Source organism: Allokutzneria albata (assembly GCF_900103775.1).
Taxonomy (GTDB): Bacteria; Actinomycetota; Actinomycetes; order Mycobacteriales; family Pseudonocardiaceae; genus Allokutzneria; species Allokutzneria albata.
The window spans coordinates 232777-258009 of the sequence record NZ_LT629701.1 but is presented as its reverse complement, the minus strand read 5'-3'; the positions used below and the strand labels follow the sequence as shown (position 1 = coordinate 258009).

The 25233-nt window shown below is 70.9% G+C and carries 27 protein-coding genes; 16 read left to right on the top strand and 11 right to left on the bottom strand.

Annotated elements, in window-relative coordinates:
- Positions 1-12: 12 nt before the first annotated feature.
- On the bottom strand, positions 13-255 hold the full coding sequence (locus BLT28_RS01205) for a hypothetical protein (RefSeq protein ID WP_156050877.1): 243 nt from the start codon (positions 253-255) through the stop codon (positions 13-15).
- Positions 256-674: 419 nt separating this feature from the next.
- Here BLT28_RS01205 and BLT28_RS01200 point away from each other — a divergent pair, with 419 nt between their 5' ends.
- The 7 genes from BLT28_RS01200 to BLT28_RS01175 all read left to right on the top strand — a co-directional run bounded on the left by BLT28_RS01200 (position 675) and on the right by BLT28_RS01175 (position 7281).
- Positions 675-1358, top strand: coding sequence for a DivIVA domain-containing protein (locus BLT28_RS01200; RefSeq protein ID WP_052407247.1), 684 nt, complete (start codon positions 675-677; stop codon positions 1356-1358).
- A gap of 47 nt (positions 1359-1405) precedes the next feature.
- Complete coding sequence (locus BLT28_RS01195) at positions 1406-1852, top strand: DUF7144 family membrane protein (protein ID WP_030429312.1); 447 nt, start codon at positions 1406-1408, stop codon at positions 1850-1852.
- A gap of 82 nt (positions 1853-1934) precedes the next feature.
- The gene (locus BLT28_RS39610) at positions 1935-2345 is read left to right on the top strand and encodes a DUF2000 domain-containing protein (protein WP_030429313.1); all 411 of its coding nucleotides are present in this window, start codon (positions 1935-1937) and stop codon (positions 2343-2345) included.
- A gap of 9 nt (positions 2346-2354) precedes the next feature.
- The gene (locus BLT28_RS39605) at positions 2355-2687 is read left to right on the top strand and encodes an ArsR/SmtB family transcription factor (protein WP_030429314.1); all 333 of its coding nucleotides are present in this window, start codon (positions 2355-2357) and stop codon (positions 2685-2687) included.
- Positions 2688-2715: 28 nt separating this feature from the next.
- Entirely contained in the window at positions 2716-4371 is a 1656-nt protein-coding gene (locus tag BLT28_RS01185; protein WP_052407248.1) for a SulP family inorganic anion transporter, read from the top strand.
- A gap of 40 nt (positions 4372-4411) precedes the next feature.
- Positions 4412-5560 carry a lycopene cyclase family protein gene (locus tag BLT28_RS01180; RefSeq protein WP_043811253.1) on the top strand — a complete coding sequence of 383 codons (1149 nt, stop codon included), beginning with the start codon at positions 4412-4414 and terminating at the stop codon, positions 5558-5560.
- 53 nt (positions 5561-5613) lie between these two features.
- Complete coding sequence (locus BLT28_RS01175) at positions 5614-7281, top strand: GGDEF domain-containing protein (protein WP_052407272.1); 1668 nt, start codon at positions 5614-5616, stop codon at positions 7279-7281.
- On the opposite strand, the gene BLT28_RS01170 is transcribed toward BLT28_RS01175, so the two are convergent.
- Positions 7239-7895 (bottom strand): N-acetyltransferase, encoded by a 657-nt coding sequence (locus BLT28_RS01170; protein ID WP_197683945.1) that lies wholly within the window; start codon positions 7893-7895, stop codon positions 7239-7241. The genes BLT28_RS01175 and BLT28_RS01170 overlap by 43 nt on opposite strands.
- Before the next feature lie 215 nt (positions 7896-8110).
- Here BLT28_RS01170 and BLT28_RS01165 point away from each other — a divergent pair, with 215 nt between their 5' ends.
- The 7 genes from BLT28_RS01165 to BLT28_RS01135 all read left to right on the top strand — a co-directional run bounded on the left by BLT28_RS01165 (position 8111) and on the right by BLT28_RS01135 (position 15897).
- Positions 8111-9262 carry a carboxylate-amine ligase gene (locus BLT28_RS01165; RefSeq protein WP_030429319.1) on the top strand — a complete coding sequence of 384 codons (1152 nt, stop codon included), beginning with the start codon at positions 8111-8113 and terminating at the stop codon, positions 9260-9262.
- Between the two features lie 105 nt (positions 9263-9367).
- On the top strand, positions 9368-10180 hold the full coding sequence (locus BLT28_RS01160; RefSeq protein ID WP_030429320.1) for a class I SAM-dependent methyltransferase: 813 nt from the start codon (positions 9368-9370) through the stop codon (positions 10178-10180).
- Positions 10177-11661: an ABC transporter substrate-binding protein gene (locus BLT28_RS01155; RefSeq protein WP_030429321.1), complete on the top strand. Its 1485-nt coding sequence runs from the start codon at positions 10177-10179 to the stop codon at positions 11659-11661. The genes BLT28_RS01160 and BLT28_RS01155 overlap by 4 nt, the downstream gene beginning before the upstream one ends.
- Positions 11662-12591, top strand: a complete 930-nt coding sequence (locus BLT28_RS01150) for an ABC transporter permease (protein WP_030429322.1) — start codon at positions 11662-11664, stop codon at positions 12589-12591.
- Positions 12588-13370, top strand: coding sequence for an ABC transporter permease (locus BLT28_RS01145; protein WP_043811257.1), 783 nt, complete (start codon positions 12588-12590; stop codon positions 13368-13370). The genes BLT28_RS01150 and BLT28_RS01145 overlap by 4 nt, the downstream gene beginning before the upstream one ends.
- Positions 13367-14716, top strand: a complete 1350-nt coding sequence (locus tag BLT28_RS01140; RefSeq protein WP_052407249.1) for an ABC transporter ATP-binding protein — start codon at positions 13367-13369, stop codon at positions 14714-14716. Before BLT28_RS01145 ends, BLT28_RS01140 begins: the two co-directional genes overlap by 4 nt.
- A complete protein-coding gene (locus BLT28_RS01135; protein WP_052407250.1) occupies positions 14713-15897 on the top strand; it encodes a serine hydrolase domain-containing protein in 1185 nt (394 codons plus the stop codon). Before BLT28_RS01140 ends, BLT28_RS01135 begins: the two co-directional genes overlap by 4 nt.
- 13 nt (positions 15898-15910) lie before the next feature.
- Here the strand turns inward: BLT28_RS01135 and BLT28_RS01130 are convergent, their stop codons facing one another.
- On the bottom strand, positions 15911-16729 hold the full coding sequence (locus BLT28_RS01130; RefSeq protein ID WP_052407251.1) for a glycoside hydrolase family 16 protein: 819 nt from the start codon (positions 16727-16729) through the stop codon (positions 15911-15913).
- Positions 16730-16985: 256 nt separating this feature from the next.
- Here BLT28_RS01130 and BLT28_RS01125 point away from each other — a divergent pair, with 256 nt between their 5' ends.
- On the top strand, positions 16986-17417 hold the full coding sequence (locus tag BLT28_RS01125) for a DoxX family protein (RefSeq protein WP_030429327.1): 432 nt from the start codon (positions 16986-16988) through the stop codon (positions 17415-17417).
- Between the two features lie 82 nt (positions 17418-17499).
- The gene (locus BLT28_RS01120; RefSeq protein WP_030429328.1) at positions 17500-18411 is read left to right on the top strand and encodes an ornithine cyclodeaminase family protein; all 912 of its coding nucleotides are present in this window, start codon (positions 17500-17502) and stop codon (positions 18409-18411) included.
- Positions 18412-18435: 24 nt separating this feature from the next.
- On the opposite strand, the gene BLT28_RS01115 is transcribed toward BLT28_RS01120, so the two are convergent.
- From BLT28_RS01115 to BLT28_RS01080, 8 genes are all read right to left on the bottom strand, one after another.
- Positions 18436-18828 carry a metal-sulfur cluster assembly factor gene (locus tag BLT28_RS01115; protein ID WP_030429329.1) on the bottom strand — a complete coding sequence of 131 codons (393 nt, stop codon included), beginning with the start codon at positions 18826-18828 and terminating at the stop codon, positions 18436-18438.
- A 34-nt stretch (positions 18829-18862) separates the two neighbouring features.
- Positions 18863-19318, bottom strand: a complete 456-nt coding sequence (sufU, locus tag BLT28_RS01110) for a Fe-S cluster assembly sulfur transfer protein SufU (protein WP_030429330.1) — start codon at positions 19316-19318, stop codon at positions 18863-18865.
- A gap of 13 nt (positions 19319-19331) precedes the next feature.
- The gene (locus BLT28_RS01105) at positions 19332-20615 is read right to left on the bottom strand and encodes a cysteine desulfurase (RefSeq protein ID WP_030429331.1); all 1284 of its coding nucleotides are present in this window, start codon (positions 20613-20615) and stop codon (positions 19332-19334) included.
- Positions 20616-20678: 63 nt separating this feature from the next.
- Positions 20679-21434, bottom strand: coding sequence for a Fe-S cluster assembly ATPase SufC (sufC, locus tag BLT28_RS01100; RefSeq protein WP_030429332.1), 756 nt, complete (start codon positions 21432-21434; stop codon positions 20679-20681).
- Between the two features lie 48 nt (positions 21435-21482).
- On the bottom strand, positions 21483-21803 hold the full coding sequence (locus BLT28_RS01095) for a non-heme iron oxygenase ferredoxin subunit (RefSeq protein ID WP_030429333.1): 321 nt from the start codon (positions 21801-21803) through the stop codon (positions 21483-21485).
- The gene (gene sufD, locus BLT28_RS01090) at positions 21803-22915 is read right to left on the bottom strand and encodes a Fe-S cluster assembly protein SufD (protein ID WP_407638845.1); all 1113 of its coding nucleotides are present in this window, start codon (positions 22913-22915) and stop codon (positions 21803-21805) included. Before sufD ends, BLT28_RS01095 begins: the two co-directional genes overlap by 1 nt.
- Before the next feature lie 58 nt (positions 22916-22973).
- Entirely contained in the window at positions 22974-24428 is a 1455-nt protein-coding gene (sufB, locus tag BLT28_RS01085) for a Fe-S cluster assembly protein SufB (protein ID WP_030429335.1), read from the bottom strand.
- The gene (locus BLT28_RS01080; RefSeq protein WP_231950583.1) at positions 24425-25201 is read right to left on the bottom strand and encodes a helix-turn-helix transcriptional regulator; all 777 of its coding nucleotides are present in this window, start codon (positions 25199-25201) and stop codon (positions 24425-24427) included. Before BLT28_RS01080 ends, sufB begins: the two co-directional genes overlap by 4 nt.
- Positions 25202-25233 lie beyond the last annotated feature (32 nt).

Here is a 25233-nt window from a genome sequence, read left to right as displayed (position 1 = left end):
ATGCGGCCAGGTTCACCTGGCGGGGCGGGGATCACCGCCGGAGTCGGGACCACGGCTCAGCACGATCAGGAACCGCCCGATCGCCTCGACGATTCGCGGTGCGTTGACCAGCCGGAACAACACCAGCTCCAGTGCGATCCGGTCGGGCTCGGCGGAGCGGGGTGCCGGTGCGGGGGCGGACGCCAGCGCCAGCGCCAGCACCACACCCGCGAGCACGGCCCCGGCTCCTGACGTGTTCCGAGACGAGCCGCTCATGTCCCACGCCCCTTCCGCTCCGAATCGAGGGAGCCAGTCCAGACCACGGAGGCCGGTGGCGCCTCCTCCTTCCTGGGTGATTTCTCGGGATCCTGGCGGCGGCGTTCACCCGTTCCGACGGTGGCGGCGTGCGATCAGCCGGTCATCGGCGCCGATTCCCGTCACCCACGCCAGGTGAAGACCGCAGGGGCCACCCAGCCCATGCTGGTCTCGGCGGAGCACGAAGACCGGTCATCCCTGGAGCAGGGACTTCGGCTCCGCAAGGCGGTATCGGTCCGGGTCGGTGAAGCCGGGCAAGCCGTGGATTCGGGGCCACGGCGAGCGCGACCGAATCCTGTCCGGACACCGGTCCGGCCCGGTGCCGCCGTCCACAACAGGTCGAGCGCGACGGGTAGCACCGGATCGAGCGGGAGGACCCCATGACAGCGACGGCGGAGAGCGGTCTCGACGCGGATTTCGTCGAAGCGGATCCGGTTCCACTCGGCCGCCGGTTCGACACGGTGTGGCGCGGGTACGACCGGGCGCAGGTCGACGAGTACGTGGAGACCGAACTGCGGCTGCTCGCCGAGGACCGCGACGGCGCCATGGCCTTGGTGAACAACCTGGCCCGGTTGGTCGACGCGAGCCGGGCCGAGATCCTGGAGCTGCGGGCCCAGCGCGACCGGTTGTGCCGGACGCCGATCCCCGACGACGCGGTCGACGAGCGGCTGCGGCGCCTGGTCGACGCGGCGTGGCGCGAGGCGGCCGACATCGTCGCCCACGCGCACGCCATCGCCGAGCAGACCCGCACCACTGCGGAGGAGGAGTGCCGCAGACTCGCCGAGGACGCCGAACGCCGGCGGCGACGGGTCGAAGAGGACTTCGTCATGGCGATGGCGCTCCGCCGCAAACAGGCCCTCCGCGCACTGCGCGACCACGAGGCCCGGTGCCGGGCGCTGGCCGACGAACGGCTGCGTGATGCCACCCGTGAGGCGGAGCGCAGAGTGGCCGCCGCCACCACCCAGGTGGAACTGCTGCGGGAGATGCACCGCAACCTCGCCGTCCGGCTGCGGGTCGTCCACCGGATGTTCACGCAGGTCTATGCCGCACTGGACGCCATATGACCACCAGCCGAGGCCCACGGGCCAACCGGAGGAGGAAGGGCGACATCATGCACAATTCAGAGTTCGGGGCGGACACTCTCCGCTCCGATGTGACATCAGGCCGGAAGGCGACCTTGTGGGTCGGCTGGTTGCTCTTCGCGGGCGCCATGATGACCTTGGTGGGCGCGTTCCACGCCATCGCGGGAGTGATGGCGCTGATCCGGCGGGACTACTTCGTCGTCGCGCCGGACGGGCTGGTCGTCCAGGTCAGCTACACGTCGTGGGGCTGGGTGCACCTGCTCGCCGGCGTTGTCACGGTCTTCGCCGGGATCGGGGTCATCCGGGGGCAGAAGTGGGCCCGGGTGTTCGGGATGGTGCTCGCCGGTCTGGGGGCGCTGCTCAACTTCGCCTTCCTCCCGGCGTATCCGGTGTGGTGCACGGTGATGATCGCGATCGACGTCCTGGTGATCTACGCGTTGGCCGTGCACGGCGACGAGGTCAGGGCGCTCGGCTGACATGACCGCTTCTGTCCACGGTGGAGCATCGGCCGGTCCGCCGCGCGCCAGCGTTCAAGACGGCGTCCGCAGGATGGACGGCATGGGAACGAAGACCAAGATCGCCGTCGTGGTGCGCGAGGACCTGGCCGTCTGGCAGAAGCTCAACGTGACCGCGTTCCTCAGCAGCGGCGTGGCCGTCGGCTGCCCGGAGACCGTCGGCGAGCCGTACGAAGACGCCTCCGGAGTGAAGTACCTGCCCATGTTCGGTCTGCCCGTGCTCGTGTACTCGGCGGACGCGGCGGCGATCGGGCAGGCGCACGCGCGGGCACTGGCGAAGGACCTCGCCGTCGCGGTGTACACGGAGGAGTTGTTCACCACGAACAACGACGAGGACAACCGGGCGCGGGTCCGCGCGGTCGCCACCGACGAGCTCGACCTGGTCGGCTTCGCGGTGCACGGATCGCGCAACGCGGTGGACAAGGCGCTGAAGGGCCTGCCGCTGCACGGTTAGGGTGCTCGCATGAGCACGCCGCTGTACCAGCTGAAAGCCGAGTTCTTCAAGACGCTGGGGCATCCCGCCCGGATCCGCGTCCTGGAACTGCTCAGCCAGCGGGAGCACGCGGTGTCCGAGCTGCTGCCGGAGGTCGGCATCGAACCGGCGAACCTCTCGCAGCAGCTCGCCGTGCTGCGCAGGGCCGGGCTGGTCACCAGCCGCAAGGAGGGCTCCGCCGTGCACTACTCGCTGACCAGCCCGCAGCTGGCGGAGCTGCTGGCGGTGGCGCGGTCGATCCTGACCGGCGTGCTCTCCGACCAGGTCGAGCTGCTGGCGGACCTGCGCACCCCGAGGACATGAAGACTTGCAAAAATTGTAAAGTCTTTATGTGAATGGTCCGATCCAGCGCACCCGCTCCTTCCGGGACCTCCTGCCCGCAGGGCAGGACTGGGCCGAGGCCGTGCGCGCGCCCCGGCGCGACCTGGTCGCCGGGCTGACCGTCGCCGTCGTGGCGCTGCCCCTGGCCCTGGCCTTCGGCGCGGCGTCCGGGCTCGGCGCCGCCGCCGGGCTGGCCACCGCCGTGATCGCGGGCGCGGTCGCGGCGGTGTTCGGCGGCAGCAACCTCCAGGTCTCCGGGCCGACCGGCGCGATGACCGTGGTGCTCGTCCCGATCGTGCAGCGCTCCGGCGTCGACGGCGTCCTGCTGGTCGGGGTGCTCGCCGGAGTGCTGCTGGTCGCACTGGCGCTGAGCCGGGTCGGACGGTTCGTGCACTACCTGCCGGTCCCGGTGATCGAGGGCTTCACCGCGGGCATCGCTGTCGTCATCGCCCTGCAACAGGTTCCGGCCGCCCTGGGCGTCTCCGGGGCGCACGGTGAGCAGGTGTGGGCCGTCGCAGCGGACGCCGTCGCGCGCTTCCTCGCCGCGCCCAGCGCCGCGGCGCCGGTGACCGCGCTGGCGGTGGCGGCGGCGATGCTGCTGGGTGCGCACTGGTTCCCCAGGATCCCGTTCTCCCTGCTCGCGGTCGCCGCCGCCGTGCTCGTCGCGGAGCTGGCCGCGCTGGAGCTGCCCCGCATCGGCGCGCTCCCGTCCGGGCTCCCGGCACCGTCGCTGGGTTTCCTCGACCTCTCGGCCGTTCCCGCGCTGCTGCCGTCCGCACTGGCCGTGGCCGCACTTGCCGCACTGGAAAGCCTGCTGTCGGCCACCGTCGCCGACGGGATGACGGTCGACCAGCGGCACGACCCCGACCGCGAGCTGTTCGGCCAAGGGCTGGCCAACCTCGCCGCCCCGGTGTTCGGGGGCGTCCCGGCGACCGCGGCGATCGCCAGGACCGCGGTGAACGTGCGCTCCGGCGCGCGCTCCCGGCTGGCCGCGCTCACCCACTCCCTGGTGCTCGCGGTGATCGTTCTCAGTGCCGCGGACCTGGTCGGCCGGGTCCCGCTGGCCGCGCTCGCCGGAGTGCTGCTGGCGACGACGGTGCGCATGGTCGACCTCGCCTCCCTGCGCGCACTGCTGCGCTCGACCAGGAGGGACGCCGTGGTCCTCGCGGTCACCCTGGTGGTCACCGTCGCGCTGGACCTGGTGACCGCCGTCGTGGTCGGCCTCGGCGTCGCGGTGGTGCTGGCGCTGCGCTCGGTCGCCAGGAGCGCGGAGCTGAACCAGGAACCGCTGACCCATCCCGGGCACGTCGGCGAGGAACGCGGGCTGCTCGCCGAGCACATCGCCGCGTACCGGCTGGACGGTCCGCTGTTCTTCGCCGCGGCCCACCGCTTCTTCGGCGAGCTGGCCGAACTGGGCGGGGTGCGGGCGGTCGTGCTGCGGATGTCCCGTGTGTCCACTGTGGACGCCACCGGCGCGCACGTGCTCGGTGACACGATCACCGCCCTGGAGCGCCGCGGCGTGCTCGTGCTCATCTCCGGGATCAGCCAGGGGCACGACCAGGTGCTCAGCGCTCTCGGCATCGCCGAGCACCTGCGCCGGGACGGACTGATCTTCCCCGACACCCCGAGCGCGATCGCCCACGCCAGGGCGGTGCTGGCCGGCTGAGCGGTTTGCCACCGCGGCGCGGGCGTGGTCTGCTCGACGCATGCTCGACGTGCTGGTAGCGGGAGCGGGCCCCGCCGGAAGCGCGCTCGCCAAAGCGACGGCGCGCCTCGGGCTGCGCACGGCCGTCGTCGACCCCGCGGCGGGAAGGCCGTGGCGGGCGACGTACGCGTCCTGGGCCGACGAACTGCCCGCCGGTGTCCCCTTGGCCTTCCGCAGCGAACGCACCCGCGCCGCGGCGCTGACCGAACACGTCGTCGACCGGTCCTACGCGGTGATCGACAACGAAGCGCTGCGCGCGGACTTGGACGACGAGAGGATCGCGGTTCACCAAGCACGCGCGGTGAAGGCCCACCACGACCGAGACGCCACAACGGTGTTGCTGGACAACGAGGACCGGATCAGAGCCGGCGTGGTGGTCGACGCGACCGGGAGCCAGCAGGCCCTCCTCGGCACGACAAGGCGGCGCACGCCCGCCGAGCAGTCGGCGGTCGGGGTCGTGATCCCCTTGCGGGAACAGGGTTTCGTCGACAAGGGCGAAGCGCTGTTCATGGACTGGCGCGAGAAGCACGAAGGCCGGCCGAGCTTCCTGTACGCGGTGCCGCTCAACGACGACGAAGTGCTGCTCGAAGAGACATCACTCGCTGACCGACCCGCGATGAGCCATCGGGAACTGCGCGATCGGCTGGTGGACCGGTTGCGGCGCAACGGCATTCCATTGCACGGGAACGAGCGGTGGGAGCGGGTGCGCTTCCCGATGGACGATCCGCTTCCCCGGCCGCAGCGCGTGGTGCCCTTCGGCGCGGCGGCACCGTTCGTGCACCCGGCGACGGGTTACAGCGTCGCGGGGTCGCTGACGCTCGCACCCCGCTTGGCGCAAGCGCTCGCGCTGGGGCTCGACGAGGGGGAAGCCTCGCGCGCGGGCTGGCGGACGGTGTGGCCGACGCAGGCGCTGGCGGTGCACGGGCTGCGACGGGTGGGACTGCGGGTGTTGCTGGGGTTGTCCGCGGCCGACGTTCCCCGGTTCTTCGAGGCGTTCTTCCTCGCGCCGACCCACCTGCAGAACCGTTACCTCGCAGGGCGTTGCGACCTGCCGGGTACGCTGCGCGCGATGACGGCGGTGATCGGCGCGGCGCCACCGGCGTTGCGGGCAAGGGTCGCCGCCCTCGCCATGGGGATGACGTCTGCGTGAACAGGCGATGAATGCCCTCGTGGGTCTCGGCGGGAACCGGCATCATCGGCGCCGTGCCTGCGTCGCTGGAGAACCCGCGGTGTGCGTTCCAGCCCTTGGTCAACCTCAACACCGGTGGAGTCGTCGCCGTCGAGGTGCTGGTCCACCCGATCCCCGATGACCGCCCCGGCGAACTCGACGTGGACCTCGCGGTGCTCGCCGCGCGCGCCTGCGCCGAGCACGAGACGCTGCTTCCCCTGCACCTCAACCTGCTCGCCGAGACCGTTGCAACCTGTCCGTCCGGTGTGGAGCGGCTGCACCACGCGCTGTGCGACCTCGGACGGCGGCCGCACGAAGTGGTGATCGAGGTCGGCGGGCAGCTGCGCGAATCCGACTACGGAGAACTGATCGACGAGCTGCGGCGGTTGCGGGCCGCCGGGTACAAGGTCGCGTGGGACGGCGGTGACGTGTCGCTGTCACTGCTGCTGGCCGCCGAGGTGGACATCGTCAAGCTCGACCCGCGCACCGTCGCGGGACTGCCGGGGCAGCGCGGGCTGGCCTTCGTGGAAGCGATGGCGCACTTCTGCCGCCGCACCCGGACCACCCTCGCAGCGGCGGGCGTGCACACGACGGCACAGCTCAAAGCCTTGCGGGACAGCAGGATCCAGCTCGTCCAGGGCGACATCGTCGCGCCGCCCGCCCGACGCCCGACGACGCGGATCTCCCTGGCGACCGAGGATCCGGACATCATCGCCGAGGTGCCCGACGTAGCCGAGCTGCCGATCGCGGCCGGGCCGGGGGTGACCGAGTTCCTGCACCCGGCGACGATGCTCTCCGTCGAGGCGACCGCGGACGAGGTGCGCTCGGTGCTGGTGAACCGGCCCGAGGTGACCAGCGTGGTCCTGGTGGACGAGAACCTTTGTCCACAATGGACAATCGACCGGAACCGGTTCCTGCTGGCGGTGACCGGACCCTACGGGCACGCGTTGCACGCCAAGCGGCACGCCTCGCGACTGGCGGACGAGCCGATGCTGGTGGCGACCAACAGCACCGCGATGGACGCGCTGCACCTCAGCGTCAGCGGGTCCGAGCGGCGCTACGACGATGTCGTAGTGGTGGACAACTCCTTGCGCTGCATGGGAATCGTGCGCCTGTCCGACCTGTTCCGCGGACTGGCGGAGATGAAGGTCGAGCAGGCCGCCGCGCTCAGCCCGCTGACCCGGCTGCCCGGCAGCGACGCGGTGGCGCGCGAGGTGGACCGCCGCGTCGTCGCCGGGCAGATCTTCGCGATGTGCTGGCTGGACGTCGACGGGTTCAAGGCCGTCAACGACACCGCGGGCTTCGCGGCGGGCGACGATCTGATCCGGCTGGTCGGCAGGCGCCTGGCCGACGCGGCGGCGGCGCTGCGGTCGGCCTACGTCGGCCACGTCGGCGGGGACGACTTCCTCGCGGTGGTCGACGTCGACGACCTGGTCGGCTTCGCGCGGGCGATGCTGGACGGGCACTACCAGGTGGACGGGCGGGCGGTGACGGTGTCGCTGGCGACGCTGGTCTGCGCGAACGGGACGGTGCCGGGCTACCGCGAGGTCTCCCGGCTGCTCGCCCCGTTGAAGCGGCAGGCGAAGGCGCTCACCGGATCGAGCTGGGTGCTCGGCCGCCCCGGCTCCGACCGCGTGGACGTCCTGCGCGGCACGGTCGCTCAGCCGCGCAGGAGCAGCGCCTCCGCACCCACCGGGCGGTAGCCGGCGGCCAGCACGGCCCGTGCCGAGGCCGCGTTGCCCGGCGCGACCTGCGCCCACACGGGCTCGCCCGGTGGCACGAGCGTCCGCGCCGCGGTGAACAACGCCCGGCCGAGCCCCCTGACCCGGGCGCCCTCGTCGACCTCGGCCGCCACCTCCCACCGGCCGCCGAGTCCGCGGCCGATCAGCACCATCCCACCGGGACACGTCCAGACCCGGACGTCGGTGCGCAGGCCGTAGGCGCAGACCGCCCGCTCGTGCTCGGAGACCGAAGACCCGCTCGCGGGGTCGAGCATGGACTCCGCGACCGGGGCCAGGTCGAGGTCGGGGTGGCCGTCGAGGCGGTCGGCGACCAGGACCTGGTCGATGTTGTTGACCACCCGGCCGGTCTTCGCGCACAGCTCGGTGAGGAACGGCGGGTTCAGCGGGGCGGACAGGTCGTCGGCCGGGAGCACGGAGGCGACCCAGTCCGGGTCCGCCTCGGTGACGATGACGTGGTGCGCGCTGAAGGCGATCACCGCCGACAACGCGTCCGGCTCCGGGGGCACTACGCGAACAGAACCATCCGCAGGCGGGTACTCACCGCGCGCGGCGCGGGCGAAGAGGTCTGCAAGCACACGAAATGGGTACCACCCCAGGACAACCGCCGAATGGGGAAAACACTGATGTGCCGGGCAAGTGCGCGCTGGGGAAAGTGATCTCAGATCTAAACATTCACCAGCCGGGTTCCGCCCTACGCGCCTCGCCACCATCACCTGTCACTCCTAGCATCGGATTGGTCACGCACCGCACTCGCACCCGAGGGCGGGCGGACAACCTTGGGGAGGGCAATGTGACCCAGGTCGAAGTTCCCCACGCCCCCGATGGCCAGGCCAAGGCCCGAACCGCGACGACCGTCGCGGGCGGCCTGGTGACCGTGGGCGTGGAGGAGGAGTTCCTGCTGGTGGACGAGCTGAGCCGGAGTGTGGTCCCCGGGGCCACCACGGTGCTCGCCGGTGCGGCCCACCTGGGCTCGACGGTGCAGCAGGAGATGACGTTGTTCCAGGTCGAGACGACCTCGACGGTGTGCTCGACGATGAGCACGCTGCACGACGAGCTGACCGCGCTGCGCCGCACCGTCGACGGGATGGCCAGGCAGCACGGCATGCGCATCAACGCCACGGGCACGGCCGTGCTCGGGCACCCCCCGACCCCGCCCATCACCGACGCGCCGCGCTACCGCCGGATCGCGGAGCGCTTCGGTGCCCTGATCGACGGCCAGAGCATCTGCGGCTGCCACGTGCACCTCGGCGTCTCCGACCCGGAGAACGCGCTGCGGGTGATGAACCACCTGCGGCCGTGGCTGCCGACGCTGCTGGCGATGAGCGCGAACTCGCCGTTCTGGCACGCCAGGGACACCCGGCACGCCAGCTGGCGGTACCTGATCTTCGGGCGCTGGCCGACCGCCGGGCCGCCGCCGCACTTCGACTCCGTCGACGACTACGACGCCGCGGTGCGGACGCTGCTGCGCTCCGGGGCCGCGCTGGACCGCGGCATGATCTACTGGGACGTCCGGCGCTCGTGCCGCCATCCCACGATCGAACTGCGCGTCTGCGATGTCGCGGCCACGGTGGACGACGCGGTGCTGATCGCCGCGTTGACCAGGGCGCTCGGCACCCAGGCGCTGACCGGCGCCGGGCCGCGCCGCCCGGTGTCGCAGTCCGAACTGCGCGCCGCGTTGTGGCGGGCGGCGCACGACGGCCTCGAAGGCCGCGGCGTCGATGTGTTCAACGGCCGCACCGTGCGGGCGTTCTCCATGGTGGAGCGGTTGCTGCAGCAGGTGCGCGGTGAGCTGGCCGACAGCGGTGACCTGGATATGGTGATCGACCTGGTGGCCCGGCTGCGGGCCCGCCGCTCCGGTGCGCACCGGCAGCGGGTCGCCTTCGCCGAGCGCGGCAACCTGGTCGACGTGGTCGATCTGCTCTCCGCGCAGACCGTGGCCTGAGCGCCCGTGCCCACCCTCAACGGCGCGGGTGGGCATCGTCTCGGCCGGGCATCGGCTTCGCCGAAAGCGTTGTGACTGACAACCGTTTCCATTAACTTGCCGGTGGTGAGCACGCAGCCATCCGGGTTCGGCCCGGTCTTCGACGCGACCCGGCCGCACTTCGTCCGCTGGACGCCATCGCTGTGGGGCCCGCTCGGCACCGCCACCACCGACTTCTCCGACCCGCGGCCCGGGGAGCGCCTGCTCGACGTGTGCTGCGGCGCGGGATCGTCCGCCCTGCCCGCCGCCGTCAGGGTCGGCCCGACCGGCAAGGTGGTCGGCGTCGATCTCGCGGCCGCCCTCCTCGACCACGCGAGAACCGTTGCGGCGGAACAGGGTCTGACGAACATCGAGTTCGTCGAAGCCGATGTCACGCAGTTCTCGGACGAGCCGTTCGACGTCGTGCAGTCGGTGTTCGGCGTCTTCTTCCTCCAGCCGGACATGAACCGCGCGGTGTCGCGACTGCTCGACCTGCTGCGGCCCGGTGGCCGGTTCGCCGCGACCGTGTGGGCGCAGGACTCGATCGCCGAGGTCGCCGGAGCGATCTTCGACGCTGTCCGCGAGCTGCGCCCGGACATGCCCGCCACCTCGCCGACGACCGAGTCCGCGAAGGGCCTGGACAACGAGGAGAAGCTGCGCGCTTGGCTCGAATCGTTGGGGCTCAACGACATCGAGGTCCGCGAGATCCCGTTGCGGGTACCGTTGCCCACTGAGGACGCGTGGTCGTTCGTCCTCGGAACGGGTTTGTACGCACGAATCCTCGGCCTGAGCGACGACGAGCGCGAGCGCACCCGCACGCGGTATCTGGAGCTGCTGGCGGAGCGCGGGATCACCGAGGTCAAGGCGGATGCTCTCGTCGGCATGGGACGGCGCGCGTGAGGAAGCTGCTCGCCCTGGCGCTGGGCATCGCACTGCTCACCGGCTGCGCGAGCGCGCCGATCGCGCCGCCGGACACGCTTCGGATCGTCACGCCGTACAAGGTCAAGAGCCTTGATCCGATCAAGCAGGGCCTGTGGTCCCCGGAGTGGGGCTACGGAGAACTCCTCATGCGCGCCACGGACAACGGCGGCGTCGAGCCGTGGGTACTGCAGCGCCTTGAGCCGGTGAACGGCACGCAGTGGCGATTGGTACTGCGTTCCGGCGTGACGTTCTCCAACGGCCGCGAGCTCGACTCCGCCGTGCTCAAGACCGTGCTGGAGCGGCATCTCGCGGAGAACGCGCTCGTCAAGGCGAACCTGCCCGGAGCCAAGATCGAGACGCCGGACGCGAACACGGTGCTGCTGAGCACGAGCGCGCCCGTGGTGAACCTGCCGAACCTGCTCGCCGACGAGCAGTCCGTGACGGTCTTCGACCCGCAGGCGCAGGGTGTCTACACAGGACCGTTCACGGTGTCCAAACTGGACGACAACGAGCTGGTGCTCGCCAGGAACCCGAAGTACTGGGGCGGCCAGGCGAAGCTCTCCGAGGTGCGCGTGCGCTTCGTCCCGGACGGACAGGCGCGCCTGCTCGCCGTGCGCACAGGCGAGGCCGACATCGCGCTGTACCCGCCGACCGACGCGCTCGGCTCGGTGAAGGACGCTGCGTCCGGCCCACGCATGGCAACCGCTTCCCAACCGCTGCAACAACTTCGGGCCATTCCGAACCTTCGTCGGGCGCCGATGAACGACCTCGCAGTGCGTCGGGCCTTCGCTCTGGCGATCGACTACGACCAGCTCGCCAAGCAGGTGCTCGACGGGCTCTACCGCACGCCGAAGGGCATCTACCCCGATGCCGTCCCCTACGCCTTGGAGACGCAGCGCACCGACATCGCCGAAGCCAGGCGGCTGCTGGACGACGCAGGGTGGATGCACAGTTCCGCCGGAGCGCGGGTGAAGGACGGGAAGCTCCTGCGGCTCACCGTGCTCACGTATCCGCAGCAGCCCGACACGAAGGCGGTCGCCGTCGCGCTGCAGGCGCAGCTCTCGGCCGTGGGCATCGGCGTTCAGGTCACCGAGGTCCAGGACAACTACGAGGCCTTGAAGGGCGATGCGTGGGACGTCGGGCTCTCCTTCGACGGAACCCTGGGCTACACCTACGATCCGATCGGCCCGCTGCGGGACTTCCTGACCTCACAGGGCTCGAAGAACTTCGGCGGCGTGGCCGACGCGGAACTGGACAACCTCGTCTCCGATCTGCGCACGACCACGGACACCAACGCCAGGACCCCACTGCTCCACCGAATCCAGCGCGTGATCACCGATCGCGGCTACCTGACCGTCGTAGCCCAACGCAGCTCCGCAGCCGTGGTAGGCGGTGCCTTCACCGGTTACCGCCCCTCCTCGGTCCTGCACCACGTCACCGCGACCACCCGGGCGGGCTAGATGTTCTCTGCCCTGCTGCGGCGGGGTGGGCAGGCCCTGCTCACGTTGCTCGCCGCCGCGGTCGTGGTGTGGTCGTTGCAGCTCGTCGCGCCCGGCGATCCGGCGCGGCGCGTGCTCGGAACGCTCGGGTTCGCCAATCCGACCGACGAGCAGATCGCCGCGACGCGCCACGAACTCGGCCTCGATGTGCCTGCGCCGCAACGGTTTCTCCGGTGGTTGTCGGACGCCCTGACGGGAAGCTTCGGCACGTCGTGGCGCACGGGACGACCTGTCACCGCTGAGCTGGCCGACCGCCTCCCGGCCACGCTCCGCCTCGCCGTCGTCGCGCTGCTCTTCGCGCTGGTGCTGGCCATTCCGCTCGCCCTGATCGCAGCACGGTGGCGAGGCCGAGTGCCCGACATCGGAGCGCGGACCGTGATGTTCCTCGGTGCGGCCACACCGAGCTTCGTCGTGGGCACGGTGGTGCTGGAGCTGATCGTGCTCCGCGGCGGCATCGGCCGAGTGCTCGCGGACGGCTCGTGGGGCGGTGCGGTTCTGCCCGCGATTCCCCTGGCGCTCGGGGCGGGAGCCGGGTGGGCGCGCGTACTGCGAACCTCATTGGTCGAGGTCTCCGACGCGTCGTTCATCCAGGTCTCCCGAGGGCGTGGAGCCACTCCCCTGCGCAGGCTGCTCGTGCACGCGGTGCCCAGTGCACTGCCCGCGTTGCTCGCGGCGATCGGGCTCACGGTCGGTTCGCTGCTGGCCGGGGCCGCGGTGGTGGAGACGGTGTTCACCTGGCCAGGCATCGGCCGCTACCTCATCGAAGCGATCGGCGCGCGCGACGTGCCCGTCGTGCAAGCGACGGTTCTGCTCGGCGTGCTCGGCTATGTGGTCGTCAGCACCATTGTGGACGGTGTGACGATCGCGATCACCGGGAAGGCGAAGCGGTGAATCGCGTTCTGGGCATCGGACTCGCCGTGCTGCTCGGCGTGCTCGCGTTCGTGGTGCCGCTGCTGACGCCCGACCCGAACGCCACGGACTACGGCACCAAGCTCGCGGCGCCGAGCTGGGCGCACCTGCTCGGCACCGACCAGGCCGGGCGCGACGTGCTCGCCAGGATCGCGGCGGGAACGTGGGTCTCACTCGGCACCGCGTTGCTCGTCGCGACGATCACGTTCGCCGTCGGCCTCGTGCTCGGCCTGCTCGCGGCGGTGGCCGGTGGCGTCGTCGACGCGGTGATCTCGCGGGTCGTCGACGTGACGCTGGCTGTGCCGCAGCTCGTGCTCGCGCTGGCGATCGTCGGTGTCCTCGGCCCCGGGCACGCGAACCTGGTGCTGGCGATGTCCGTCGCCGGTTGGGCGCACCTGGCTCGTTTCGCCCGTGCTTTCGCCGCCCGGCAAGCAGAACGGCCTTTCGTGCTCGCGTCGCGGATGGCCGGTGTCGGCAGGTGGCGCAGCGCGGCCAGGCACGTCATGCCCGCCACCGCGACCGGGGTTCTCGCCGTGGCGACGCTGCACATCGGCGAGATCGTGCTGAGCCTCGCGGGCCTGTCCTTCCTGGGCCTCGGCGTCTCACCGCCCACCGCCGAGTGGGGCCAGATGGTGGCCGAAGCGCGTGGGTACGTCGATCGCGCGCCGTGGCTCGTGCTCGCACCGGCGGTGGTGTTGCTGATCAGCGTCGCGGCGGCGTCACTGCTCGGCGACGCGGTGCAGGACAAGGGGAAGCGATGACCCTGACCGTTCGGGATCTGACTGTCTCCTATGGGCCGCGCGGCGTCTCGTTCACCGTGGCGGACGGCGAAACCGTTGCTCTGGTGGGCGAGTCCGGCTCGGGCAAGAGCACGCTGATCCGAGCGATCCTGGGGACGCTCCCCCGTTCCGCCGGTGTCGACGGCGCGATCGAGCTGTCCGGCCGGAACCTGGTCGGCCTGCCGGAGAAGGAGCTGCGTGCGCTGCGGGGCCGCGAGATCGGCTACGTCGCCCAAGACCCATTCGGTTCCGCTGATCCACTATGGACGGTCGGTCACCACATCCGCGAAGCGTGGCGCGTCCACGGTGAGCGCCCACCGGAGATCGTGCCGAGGCTGACGGACCTCGGCGTGGCGGAGAAGTGGCTCGATCAGCGGCCGAGCGCGTGGTCCGGCGGGATGCTGCAACGAGCTGACATCGTCGCCGCGACCGCACACGCCCCGGCGGTCGTGCTCGCGGACGAGCCGACCTCGGCACTGGACGCGGAGAGCGCCGAAGCCGCGCTCTCGACGCTCGTCGCGCGAACCAGGTCACTGCTGCTCGCCAGCCACGACCTCGCGTTGGTCTGCCGCCACGCCGACCGGGTTCTGGTGCTGCACAAGGGAGAACTCGTCGAGGACATCGCTGTGGCACGGGGCGGTGTCGGAGTCCTCGAAGCACGGGCCCGGCACCCGCACACGCGTGCGCTGATCGATGCCCTGCCCACGGAGGCACCGCGCCGATCGCGCCCGACGGGCGACGTGGTGGTGCGACTGGACGACGTCACCCTGGGCTACCGCGGAACGGAGCTGATCACCGGGCTGGACTGGGAGATCCGCGCGGGTGAGGCGGTCGGCATCTGCGGTCCGTCCGGCTCCGGGAAGACCACGCTGCTGCACGCCATCGCCGGGCTGGTCGAACCGATGCGCGGCGAGATCCGGCGCAGCGGCAGGGCGATGCCGATCTTCCAGGACGCGAGCGCGAGCCTCAACCCGCGCTGGCCCGTCTGGCGCACGATCGTGGAACCCAGGAAGGGCGCGAACGCACGCGAGCTGATGGACCGCGTCGGCCTGAGCGATGTGGACCTCGACCGCAAACCGGCCCAGCTCTCCGGCGGGCAACGGCAGCGCGTCGCGATCGCCAGGGCGCTCGCCGGTTCGCCCGCGCTGATCGTGGCCGACGAGCCGACGGCGTCGCTCGATCCGACGGTCGCGGCCAGCGTCGCGGAGACGCTGCGCGCGGTGACCGACTCCGGCTGCGCACTGGTCGTGGTCAGTCACGACGAGGCCAGACTCACCCAGATCGTGGACCGCGTGCACCGGCTCGGGGCGGTAGCTTCAGGTTCGTGACCATCGAAGGAACAGTGGCAGCGGGCTTCGAACCGGTCCGCGAGGAGTTCGAGCGCAACTTCGCCGAACGCGGTGAGCTCGGTGCGGCGTGCGCGATCCAGGTCGACGGGGAGTTCGTCGTCGACCTGTGGGGCGGCTACCGCGACCGCGCGGGAACCCGGCCGTGGCAACGCGACACGCTGGCCACGGTGTACTCCTCGACGAAGGGGGTCACGTCGATGGCGCTCGCGGTGGCGCACTCGCGGGGCCTGTTCGACTACGACGCGCTGGTCACGAAGTACTGGCCGGAGTTCGGCCAGGCGGGCAAGGAGAACGTGACCGTCCGGCAGCTGCTGGGCTTCCAGGCCGGACTGCCCACAGTGGACACTCCGCTGACACCCGAGCTGCTCGCCGACGCCGACCGGCTCGGCGAGGTCCTTGCCCGGCAGGCCCCCGCGTGGGAACCGGGTACCGCGCAGGGCTACCACCCGCTCGTCGGCGGGCTCTACGTCAGCCAACTCCTGCGCCGCGTCGACCCGAAGGGCAGGCTGGTCGGCCGCTACCTCGCCGAGGAGCTGGTGGTACCACTGGGTGTCGAGTTCTACATCGGCACCCCGCCGACCCTGCCGGACGAGCGGATCGCGGAGCTGGTGCCCGCCAAGCCCTCGCTGCGGGACTTCACCACGGCCGGTGGGGTGCCCACGCGGATGCTGCTGGAGTTCATGCTGCCGTGGACGCTCACCGCGAAGTCCTTCGGCAACCCCAAGATCCGCGACATCACCGACCTCGGCCGCAGGCCGTGGCGGGAGCTCGACCTGCCCGCGGGCAACGGTGTCGGCACCGCCCGCTCGCTGGCCGCGCTCTACGGCGAGTTCGCCACCGGCGGGGCCCGGCTCGGCGTCGACCGGGCCACGCTGCGGGCGATCGAGGCGGACCCGGTTCCTCTCGGTACCGGGTCCCGTGACCGCGTCATGCACCTGGCCGACGCCCGGTTCTCCCTCGGGTTCTGGAAGCCGTTCCCGGCGTGGCGCTTCGGCACGGACGGCCGCGCCTACGGCACGCCGGGAGCGGGTGGTTCCTTCGGCATGGCCGACCCCGCGACGCGCAGCGGCTTCGGCTACGTCCCCAACCGCCTGGGCAGGCGCCTGTGGAACGACCCGCGCGAAGCCGCACTGCGCGAGGCTTTCCAGCGCTGCCTCTAGGTCCGGTGGACCGCTAGCCCTGGTGGACGCGGACCCAGTCGACGAGCAGCTGCTGCGGGAAGCGGGTCGAGCCGTCCGGGCTGCCCGGCCAGTCACCGCCGACCGCGAGGTTGAGGATCAGGTAGAAGGGGTGGTTGAACACCCACTGGCGGCCGCCCAGGTCGGCCGGGGTCCTGGTCTGGTAGACGCGGCCGTCCACGGACCAGACGATCCGGTTCGGCGACCAGTCCACCGCGAAGGTGTGGAAGTCCTCGTGGAACGGGCGGGCGTTCTGCGCGGTCGCGCCGATCCCGCCCGCGCCGGAGTAGCCGGGGCCGTGCAGGGTGCCGTGCACGGTGTTCGGCACGCTGCCGATGTTCTCCATGATGTCGATCTCGCCGCACTGCGGCCAGCCCACCTGGCCGATGTCGGTGCCGAGCATCCAGAACGCGGGCCAGATCCCCTTGCCGGTGGGCAGCTTCATCCGCGCCTCGACCCTGCCGTAGGTGAAGGTGCGGGTGTTCTTCGTGATGAGCTTGCCCGAGGTGTACTGGCAGGGTTGCCCATTCCAGCACGGCACCCCCGAGTTCTCCCTGCGCGCGGTGATGACGAGCTGTCCGGCCCCATTTGTGGATACGTTCTCGCGACGGGTCGTGTAGGCCTGCAGTTCGTGATTTCCCCAGCCGTTGTTGCCGTTGCCCGGCTCGTATGACCATTTGCTCTGGTCCGGGGCTCCTCCGGCCGGTCCATTGAATTCGTCTGACCAGACGACGGCCGCACTGGCCGGAGCCGGAGCGAGCGGAAGGGCCGTCAACAGGGCGGCGAGCACGAGCAGCACGCGTGATCTGGACACACCGGCTCCATTCGACACAAGCGCGAGAGCGCTCCCACGGAGGCGGCGGACTCTCATTGGACAAGGCACCCCCCGGCCCGTCAACAGTCAGCCGAGCAAATTAGCCCGAATGCCGACCGTTTAAGCGTGAATCACGGATGTGAACCTCCGATCGGCTTGGGACGTATGGAAGATTCGTAGTTGATCGAATCCCGTTAGCTTCCTCATCACCACGGGGCGAGCAAACGGTGACGGCGAGAACGAGGGAGACCCTCCAGTGTCAAAGTCGATCAATACCGTGGTCCTGTCCCTGTCCAGGGCGGTCGTCGGCCTGCTCTTCGCCTGCCACGGCGCGGCGTCGCTGTTCGGCGTCCTCGGCGGGGCGGGCGGCAAGGGCGGCGCGGTGGCCTTCGGAGCCTGGCCGGGCTGGTTCGCCGCGGTGATCCAGTTCGCGGGCGGCCTGCTCGTGCTGATCGGGTTGTTCACCCGGCCCGCGGCGATCATCTGCTCCGGCTCCATGGCATACGCCTACTTCGTGGTGCACCAGCCGCAAGAGCTGTTCCCGATCCAGAACGGGGGCGTCAGCTCGGCGCTCTACTGCTGGTTCTTCCTGCTCATCGCGGTGCTCGGCCCCGGGAGGTACGCGGTGGACAGCCTGCTCACCAAGCGCGGGAGCAGGACACCCGAGGCCGTGTCCGCGTCTGCATGAGCCCGACGCCCGCCGGTCCCTGCCACGCGACCGTCGTGCGTGGCAGGATCGGCGTGGTCGTCGGGCTCGGGGAAGGAACGCGATGAGCCGCTTGTCGATGCTGGACGAGGCTGCCCTCCGCGCTCGCCTCCCGATGGGCACGGCGATCGAGGCGATCCACCTCGCCCTGCGCTCCGGCCTCGACCCCTCGGCCGACCCGGCGCGCACGGTCCTGCCCGCCGATCACGGCCAGATCCTGCTGATGCCCTCGCTCACCCCGGCCCACGCGGGGGTCAAGCTCGTCACGGTCACCCCGGACAACCCCGAGCGCGGCCTGCCCCGCGTCCAGGGCGTGTACCTGCTGCTGGACGCGTTGACGCTGACCCCGCAACTACTGCTCGACGGCGCGGCGCTGACCGCGATCCGCACTCCCGCGGTCAGCGCGGCGGCGGCCGACCTGATCGCGGTGAACGAGGCGTCCCGCCTGGTGGTCTTCGGCACCGGCCCGCAGGCGTGGGGCCATGTCGAGGCGCTGCGCGTGGTCCGCCCGATCAGCGACGTGACAGTGGTGGGGCGCGACGGACATCGAGTCGCCGACCTGGTCGCCCGCTGCGTCGCGGCCGGGCTGCGCGCCACGTCGGGGACCTCCGACGCGGTGGCCGACGCGGACCTCGTGGCCTGCTGCACGACGTCCCGCACGCCGCTGTTCGACGGCGGCAAGCTCGCGCCGCACGCCACGGTCCTCGCCATCGGCTCCCACGAAGCCGACGCCCGCGAGGTGGACACCGCCACCGTCGCCCGCTGCGAGGTCGTCGTCGAGGACGTCGCGACCGCCCTGCGCGAGGCGGGCGACGTGATCATCCCCGTCGACGAAGGCGCGCTCCGCCCCGGGGCCCTGATCCCGCTGACCGCCCTGGCGCGCGGCGAACGACGCCTCGACCCCAGCACGCCGAAGCTCTTCAAGTCCGTCGGCATGGCGTGGCAGGACCTCGCCGTCGCCGCCACCGTGGGCTGAGACGAGTGAACGACCCCGCTGGGGTCAGACGGTGAAGCCGAGCGCGCGGAGCTGCTCGCGGCCGTCGTCGGTGATCTTGTCGGGGCCCCACGGCGGCATCCACACCCAGTTGATGCGGACATCGCTGACGAGGCCGCCGCCCGCGCCACCGACCAGGGCGGCCCGGGTCTGATCCTCGATCACGTCGGTCAGCGGGCAGGCCGCCGACGTCAGCGTCATGTCGACGATCGCGACGTCACCGGCCTCCTCGGACTCCAGGCGGATGTCGTAGACCAGGCCCAGGTCCACCACGTTGATGCCCAGCTCCGGGTCGACCACGTCGCGCATGGCCTCTTCCAGGTCCGCCAGCTCCGGCTGGTCCGCCTTGGGCGCGGGGTCCGGCATCCCGGCGGCTCCCCGGATCACGTCCTCGGTCATGACGTCGCCTCCGCTGAGAAAATTACGTCGCCGGTCATGTCCCAGTCCCTTCAACGCGCGCCACCGCGTCCTTGAAAGCCATCCAGCCCAGCAGTGCGCACTTCACGCGCGCCGGGTACTTCGCGACACCGGCGAAGGCGATCCCGTCCTCCAGGACGTCCTCGTCCGGCTCGACCTTGCCGCGCCCCTGCATCAGCCGCAGGAACTCCTCGTGCTTGGCGAAGGACTCGCCGACGGTGCCGTCCACCACGAGGTCGGTCAGCACCGACGTCGCCGCCTGGCTGATCGAGCAGCCCTGCGCGTCGTAGGAGACGTCGACGACCTTCGCCTCGGCGCCGCTGCCCTCCAGCTTGACCCGGAGGGTGACCTCGTCGCCGCACGTGGGGTTGACGTGGTGCACCTCGGCGTCGTACGGGTCGCGCAGGCCGCGGCGGTGCGGGTTCTTGTAGTGGTCCAGGATGATCTCCTGGTACATCTGTTCCAGTTGCATCAGCGCTTTCCCCTCACGCCACGCCGAAGAAGCGCTTCGCCTCGCGCACGGCCTCGACCAGCACGTCGACCTCTTCGAGGGTGTTGTACAGGTAGAACGAGGCGCGCACCGACGCCGCGACACCGAGCTTGCGGTGCAGCGGCCACGCGCAGTGGTGGCCGACCCTGATCTCCACGCCGAGGCTGTCCAGCACCTGGCCCGCGTCGTGCGCGTGCACCCCGTCGATGACGAAGGACACCGCGCCACCGCGGTCGGTGAGGTCGGCCGGCCCGACGATCCGCACACCGTCCACTTCGGACAGTCCGCGCAGCGCCGCCTCGGTCAGCCGCATCTCGTGCGCGTGCACGCGCTCCATGCCGACCACGGACAGGTACTCCACCGCCGCGGCGAGCCCGATCGCCTGCGAGGTCATCGGAACGCCCGCCTCGAACCGCTGCGGCGGCGGCGCGAAGGTGGAGCCCTCCATCCGGACCAGCTCGATCATCGAGCCGCCGGTGATGAACGGGGGCATGGCCTTCAGCAGATCGAAGCGCCCGTAGAGCACGCCGATCCCGGACGGGCCCAGCATCTTGTGCCCGGAGAACACCGCGAAGTCCACGTCCAGCGCCCGGAAGTCCACCGGCATGTGCGGAACCGACTGGCACGCGTCCAGCACGGTCAGCGCGCCGACTTCCTTGGCGCGCTTGACGATCCGCGCCACCGGGGTGATCGCGCCGGTCACGTTGGACTGGTGGGTGAACGCGACGACCTTGGTGCGCTCCGTGATCACAGTGTCCACATCGGACAGATCGACGCGGCCGTCCTCGGTCACCCCGAACCACTTCAGCGTGGCCCCGGTCCGCTCGCAGACCTGTTGCCACGGAACGAGGTTCGCGTGGTGCTCGATCTCGGTGACGACGATCTCGTCGCCGGGGCCGAGCCGGAAGCGAGCGGCCTCCGGTCCGGACGTCCCCGCGTTGCTCATGGCGTAGGCGACCAGGTTGACGCCCTCGGTGGCGTTCTTGGTGAACACCACCTCCTCCTGGTCGACGCCGACGAAGGACGCGACGCGCGCACGCGCGCCCTCGTAGGCGTCGGTGGCCTCCTCCGACAGCTGGTGGGCACCGCGGTGCACCGCCGCGTTGGAGGTCTCCAGGAAGGTCCGCTCCGCGTCCAGCACCTGGCGCGGGCGTTGCGAGGTCGCTCCGGAGTCCAAGTAGACCAAGGGCTTTCCGTCGCGCACGGTCCGGCCGAGGATCGGGAAATCCCCGCGGATCGCCGCGACGTCAAGCGGGAGCGGGCCAGCCGTGACGGTCATGTCGGCCCTCCTCTCAACGAGCGCTCGTGGTGGTGGAAGCAGTCAGGAATCAGTCAGCCAGGATCACGCAGTGGCGGTGTAGCGGACGTAGCCGTCGCGCTCCAGCACCTCGGCCAGCTCGGCGCCGCCGGACTCCACGATGCGCCCGCCCGCGAAGACGTGCACGAAGTCCGGGGTGATGTGCTTGAGGATGCGGGTGTAGTGCGTGATCAGCAGGACACCGGTCTCGCCGTTGGCCCGGTAGCGGTTCACGCCCTCGGAGACCACGCGCAGCGCGTCGACGTCCAGACCGGAGTCGGTCTCGTCGAGCACCGCGAACTTCGGCTTGAGCAGCGCCAGCTGCAGGATCTCGTGGCGCTTCTTCTCACCGCCGGAGAAGCCCTCGTTGACGCTGCGCTCGGCGAAGGACGGGTCGATGTCCAGCTCGGCCATGGCCTGCTTGACCTCCTTGACCCAGTGCCGCAGCGCCGGGGCCTCCTCGCGCACGGCGGTGGCCGCGGTGCGCAGGAAGTTCGACATCGACACGCCCGGCACCTCGACCGGGTACTGCATGGCGAGGAACAGGCCGGCGCGGGCGCGCTCGTCCACGCTCATCTCCAGCACGTTCTCGCCGTCCAGCAGCACCTCGCCGCCGGTGACGTCGTACTTGGGGTGCCCGGCGACCGCGTAGGCGAGGGTGGACTTGCCCGAGCCGTTCGGCCCCATGATCGCGTGGGTCTCGCCCGCCCTGATGGTCAGGTCGACGCCCTTGAGGATCTCCTTGGCGCCGTCCTCGGTCGCGACCTCGACGCGCAGGTCCTTGATCTCCAGCGTGGCCATTGTTCTTCGTTCTCCTGATGGCGAAAAGCGTTGGGCTGACAGGAACAGTCAGCGGTTGGTCGGTGTGGTGACGTCCACGTGGACATCGCCGTCGTGCACGGAGGTCGCGTAGACGTCCACCGGGTCGAAGGCGGGCGGGCTGAGCGGCTCACCGGTCTCCAGGTCGAAGCAGGCGCCGTGCAGCCAGCACTCGATGCCCTCGCGGCCCACCTCGCCCTCGCTCAGCGCGACCTCGGCGTGCGAGCACTCGTCGCGCAGCGCGTGCACCTTGTCGCCCCGGCGGACGAGCACCACCGGGGTGCCCGCGACCTCGACGCCGACGGGCTTGCCGTCGGTCAGCTCGGCCAGCGGGCAGACCCTCGTGGTCATCAGACGCCTACCGCTTCCAACTCGGCCTCGATGGCGGCCTCGAGCCGCTCGCGGACCTCGGGCACGGTGATCTTGGCGATGATCTCGTTGAAGAAGCCGCGCACGACCAGCCGCCGCGCCTGCTCCACCGGGATGCCCCTGGCCTGGAGGTAGAACAGCTGCTCGTCGTCGAACCGGCCGGTGGCGCTGGCGTGGCCCGCGCCCTCGATCTCGCCGGTCTCGATCTCCAGGTTCGGCACCGAGTCGGCGCGCGCGCCGTCGGTCAGCAGCAGGTTGCGGTTGAGCTCGAAGGTGTTCGTCGCCTCGGCCGCCGCCCGGATCAGCACGTCGCCGATCCACACCGTGTGCGCGTCCTCGCCCTGCAGCGCGCCCTTGTAGACCACGTTGCTGCGGCAGTTCGGCACGCCGTGGTCGACGAACAGGCGGTGCTCCAGGTGCTGGCCCGCGTCGGCGAAGTACACGCCGAGCAGCTCCGCGTCGCCGCCCGGGCCGTCGTAGGCCACGGTCGGGCTGACGCGCACCAGGTTGCCGCCGAGGGTGACCACGGTGTGCCGCAGCGTCGCGTCGCGGCCGACCTTGGCGTGGTGAGAGGACACGTGGACCGCGTCGTCGGCCCAGTCGATGACGGTGACCACGGTCAGCTTCGCACCGTCGCCGAGCACGACCTCGACGTTGTCCGCGAGCACACCGCTGCCCCGGTAGTCCAGGACCACCACGGCCTCGGCGAACTGCTCCGCGCGCAGCTGGATGTGGCCGTAGGCGGTGACGTCCTTGCCCGCGCCGGTCACGGTGACCAGCACCGGCTCGGTGGTCGCGACCTCCTTGCCCACGGTGACCAGGGTGGCGCCGGTGAAGGAGTTCCACGCCTGCGCCGCGACCCGGTCGCCCGGGGTGCCCGCGACACCGAGGCGGGCGTCGCCGCGCTCGACGGTCTCCACCGTGACGCCGTCACCCGCGACCACCTCGACGGCGGTCCTGCCCTTGTTCGCCGCCTCGCCCAGGTGCAGGCCGGCGAGCCGCTTGAGCGGGGTGAAGCGCCAGTTCTCCTCGCGGCCGCCGGGCACCTCGAAGGCGTCGACGTCGAAGGAGGTGAACCACTCCGACCTGGTCATGCCGGGGGCGATCCGGCTGGCCGGGGTGGTGCTGTTGGTGTCGGTCGAAACGGCCATGTCAGCCGACGGCCCCTTCCATCTGAAGCTCGATGAGCCGGTTGAGCTCAAGCGCGTATTCCATCGGCAGTTCGCGGGCGATCGGCTCGACGAAGCCGCGCACGATCATCGCCATGGCCTCGTCCTCGGTCAGGCCGCGGGACATCAGGTAGAACAGCTGGTCCTCGCTGACCTTGGACACGGTGGCCTCGTGGCCCATGGCCACGTCGTCCTCGCGGATGTCCACGTACGGGTAGGTGTCGGAGCGGCTGATGGTGTCCACCAGCAGCGCGTCGCACTTCACCGTCGACTTGGAGTGGTGGGCGCCCTTGTTCACCCGGACCAGGCCGCGGTAGGAGGTGCGGCCGCCGCCGCGCGCCACCGACTTCGACACGATGGTCGAGGAGGTGTGCGGCGCGAGGTGGGTCATCTTGGCGCCCGCGTCCTGGTGCTGGCCCTCGCCGGCGAAGGCGATGGAGAGCACCTCGCCCTTGGCGTGCGGGCCCATCAGCATCACGGCCGGGTACTTCATGGTCACCTTGGAGCCGATGTTGCCGTCGACCCACTCCATGGTCGCGCCCTCTTCGGCCTTGGCGCGCTTGGTGACCAGGTTGTAGACGTTGTTCGACCAGTTCTGGATCGTGGTGTAGCGGCAGCGGCCGCCCTTCTTCACGATGATCTCCACGACCGCGGAGTGCAGCGAGTCCGAGGAGTAGATCGGGGCCGTGCAGCCCTCGACGTAGTGGACGTAGGCGTCCTCGTCGACGATGATCAGCGTCCGCTCGAACTGGCCCATGTTCTCGGTGTTGATCCGGAAGTAGGCCTGCAGCGGGATCTCCACGTGCACGCCCTTCGGCACGTAGATGAACGAGCCGCCGGACCACACGGCGCCGTTGAGCGCGGAGAACTTGTTGTCACCGTGCGGGATCACCGAGCCGTAGTACTCGCGGAAGAGCTCCGGGTGCTCCTTCAGCGCGGTGTCGGTGTCCAGGAAGATGACGCCCTGGGCCTCCAACTCCTTGTTGATCTGGTGGTAGACCACCTCGGACTCGTACTGCGCGGCGACACCGGCGACCAGGCGCTGCTTCTCCGCCTCGGGGATGCCGAGCTTGTCGTAGGTGTTCTTGATGTCCTCGGGCAGGTCCTCCCAGCTCTGGGCCTGCCGCTCGGTGGAGCGCACGAAGTACTTGATCGAGTCGAAGTCGATCCCGCTCAGGTCGGAGCCCCAGCTCGGCATCGGCTTGCGGTCGAACAGCCGCAGGCCCTTCAGCCGCGACTCCAGCATCCACTCCGGCTCGTCCTTCTTGGCCGAGATGTCGCGGACGACCTCTTCGTTCAGACCGCGGCGCGCGCTCGCTCCAGCGTCGTTGGCGTCCGCCCAGCCGTACTCGTAACGACCGAGGCTGGCGATCGTCTCTTCCTGAGTGAGCGGCTCGGTCACCGTGGTGGGTGTGCGCTGTTCGGCAGCGGCAGTCATACGGGCTCCCTGAAGGAATCGGGGCAGGTCTGTCCGGCGTCCGGTGCGGCTTCCGGGCGCTGTGTCTCGGTCCGGTGGTGCTGCTCCCGCGGTGCCGCGGGAAGGTGGGTGGTGCACGCCGCGTCGCCCCTGGCGATCGTGGCCAGTCGCTGCACGTGGGTGCCGAGCAGGTCGGCGAACGCCGCCGTCTCGGCCTCGCAGAGCTGCGGGAACTCCGCGGCCACGTGGGCGACCGGGCAGTGGTGCTGGCACAACTGCTCGCCCGCACCGACCTGGCGGGTCGAGGCAGCGTAGCCCTCGTGCGTCAGCGCCAGCGCGAGCGCCCTCGCCCTGGCTCCGGGGTCCGGGTTGGCCAGCACCGAGGCGCGGTGCCGCTCCACCAGGGTGGCCATCCGCTGCTCGGCGAAGGCGCGCACCGCCTGTTCCCCGCCCGCGTCGGCGAGGAAGCGCAGCGCGGCGACCGCGAGGTCGTCGTAGGCGTGCCCGAACCGGCCTCGGCCGGCCTCGGTGAGCAGGAACAGCTTCGCCGGGCGGCCCCGCCCGCGGCGGCCCCTGGTGGAGGCGTCGCGGGTGCGGACCTCGCCGTCGGCGAGCAACGCGTCGAGGTGCCGCCGCACGGCGGCCGGGCTCAGGCCCAGCTCGTCGGCGATCACCGCGGCGGTCAGCGGGCCCCGCTCCAGCAGCAACCGGGCCACGCCCTGCCGGGTGCGGCCGTCGGCGTGCTCCCGCTGCGCTGGCTGCGCGGCGGTGGGAGGGGGCCCGACGTTTTTCACAACACAAGTCTTGCTTATTTCATCCGGAGGGG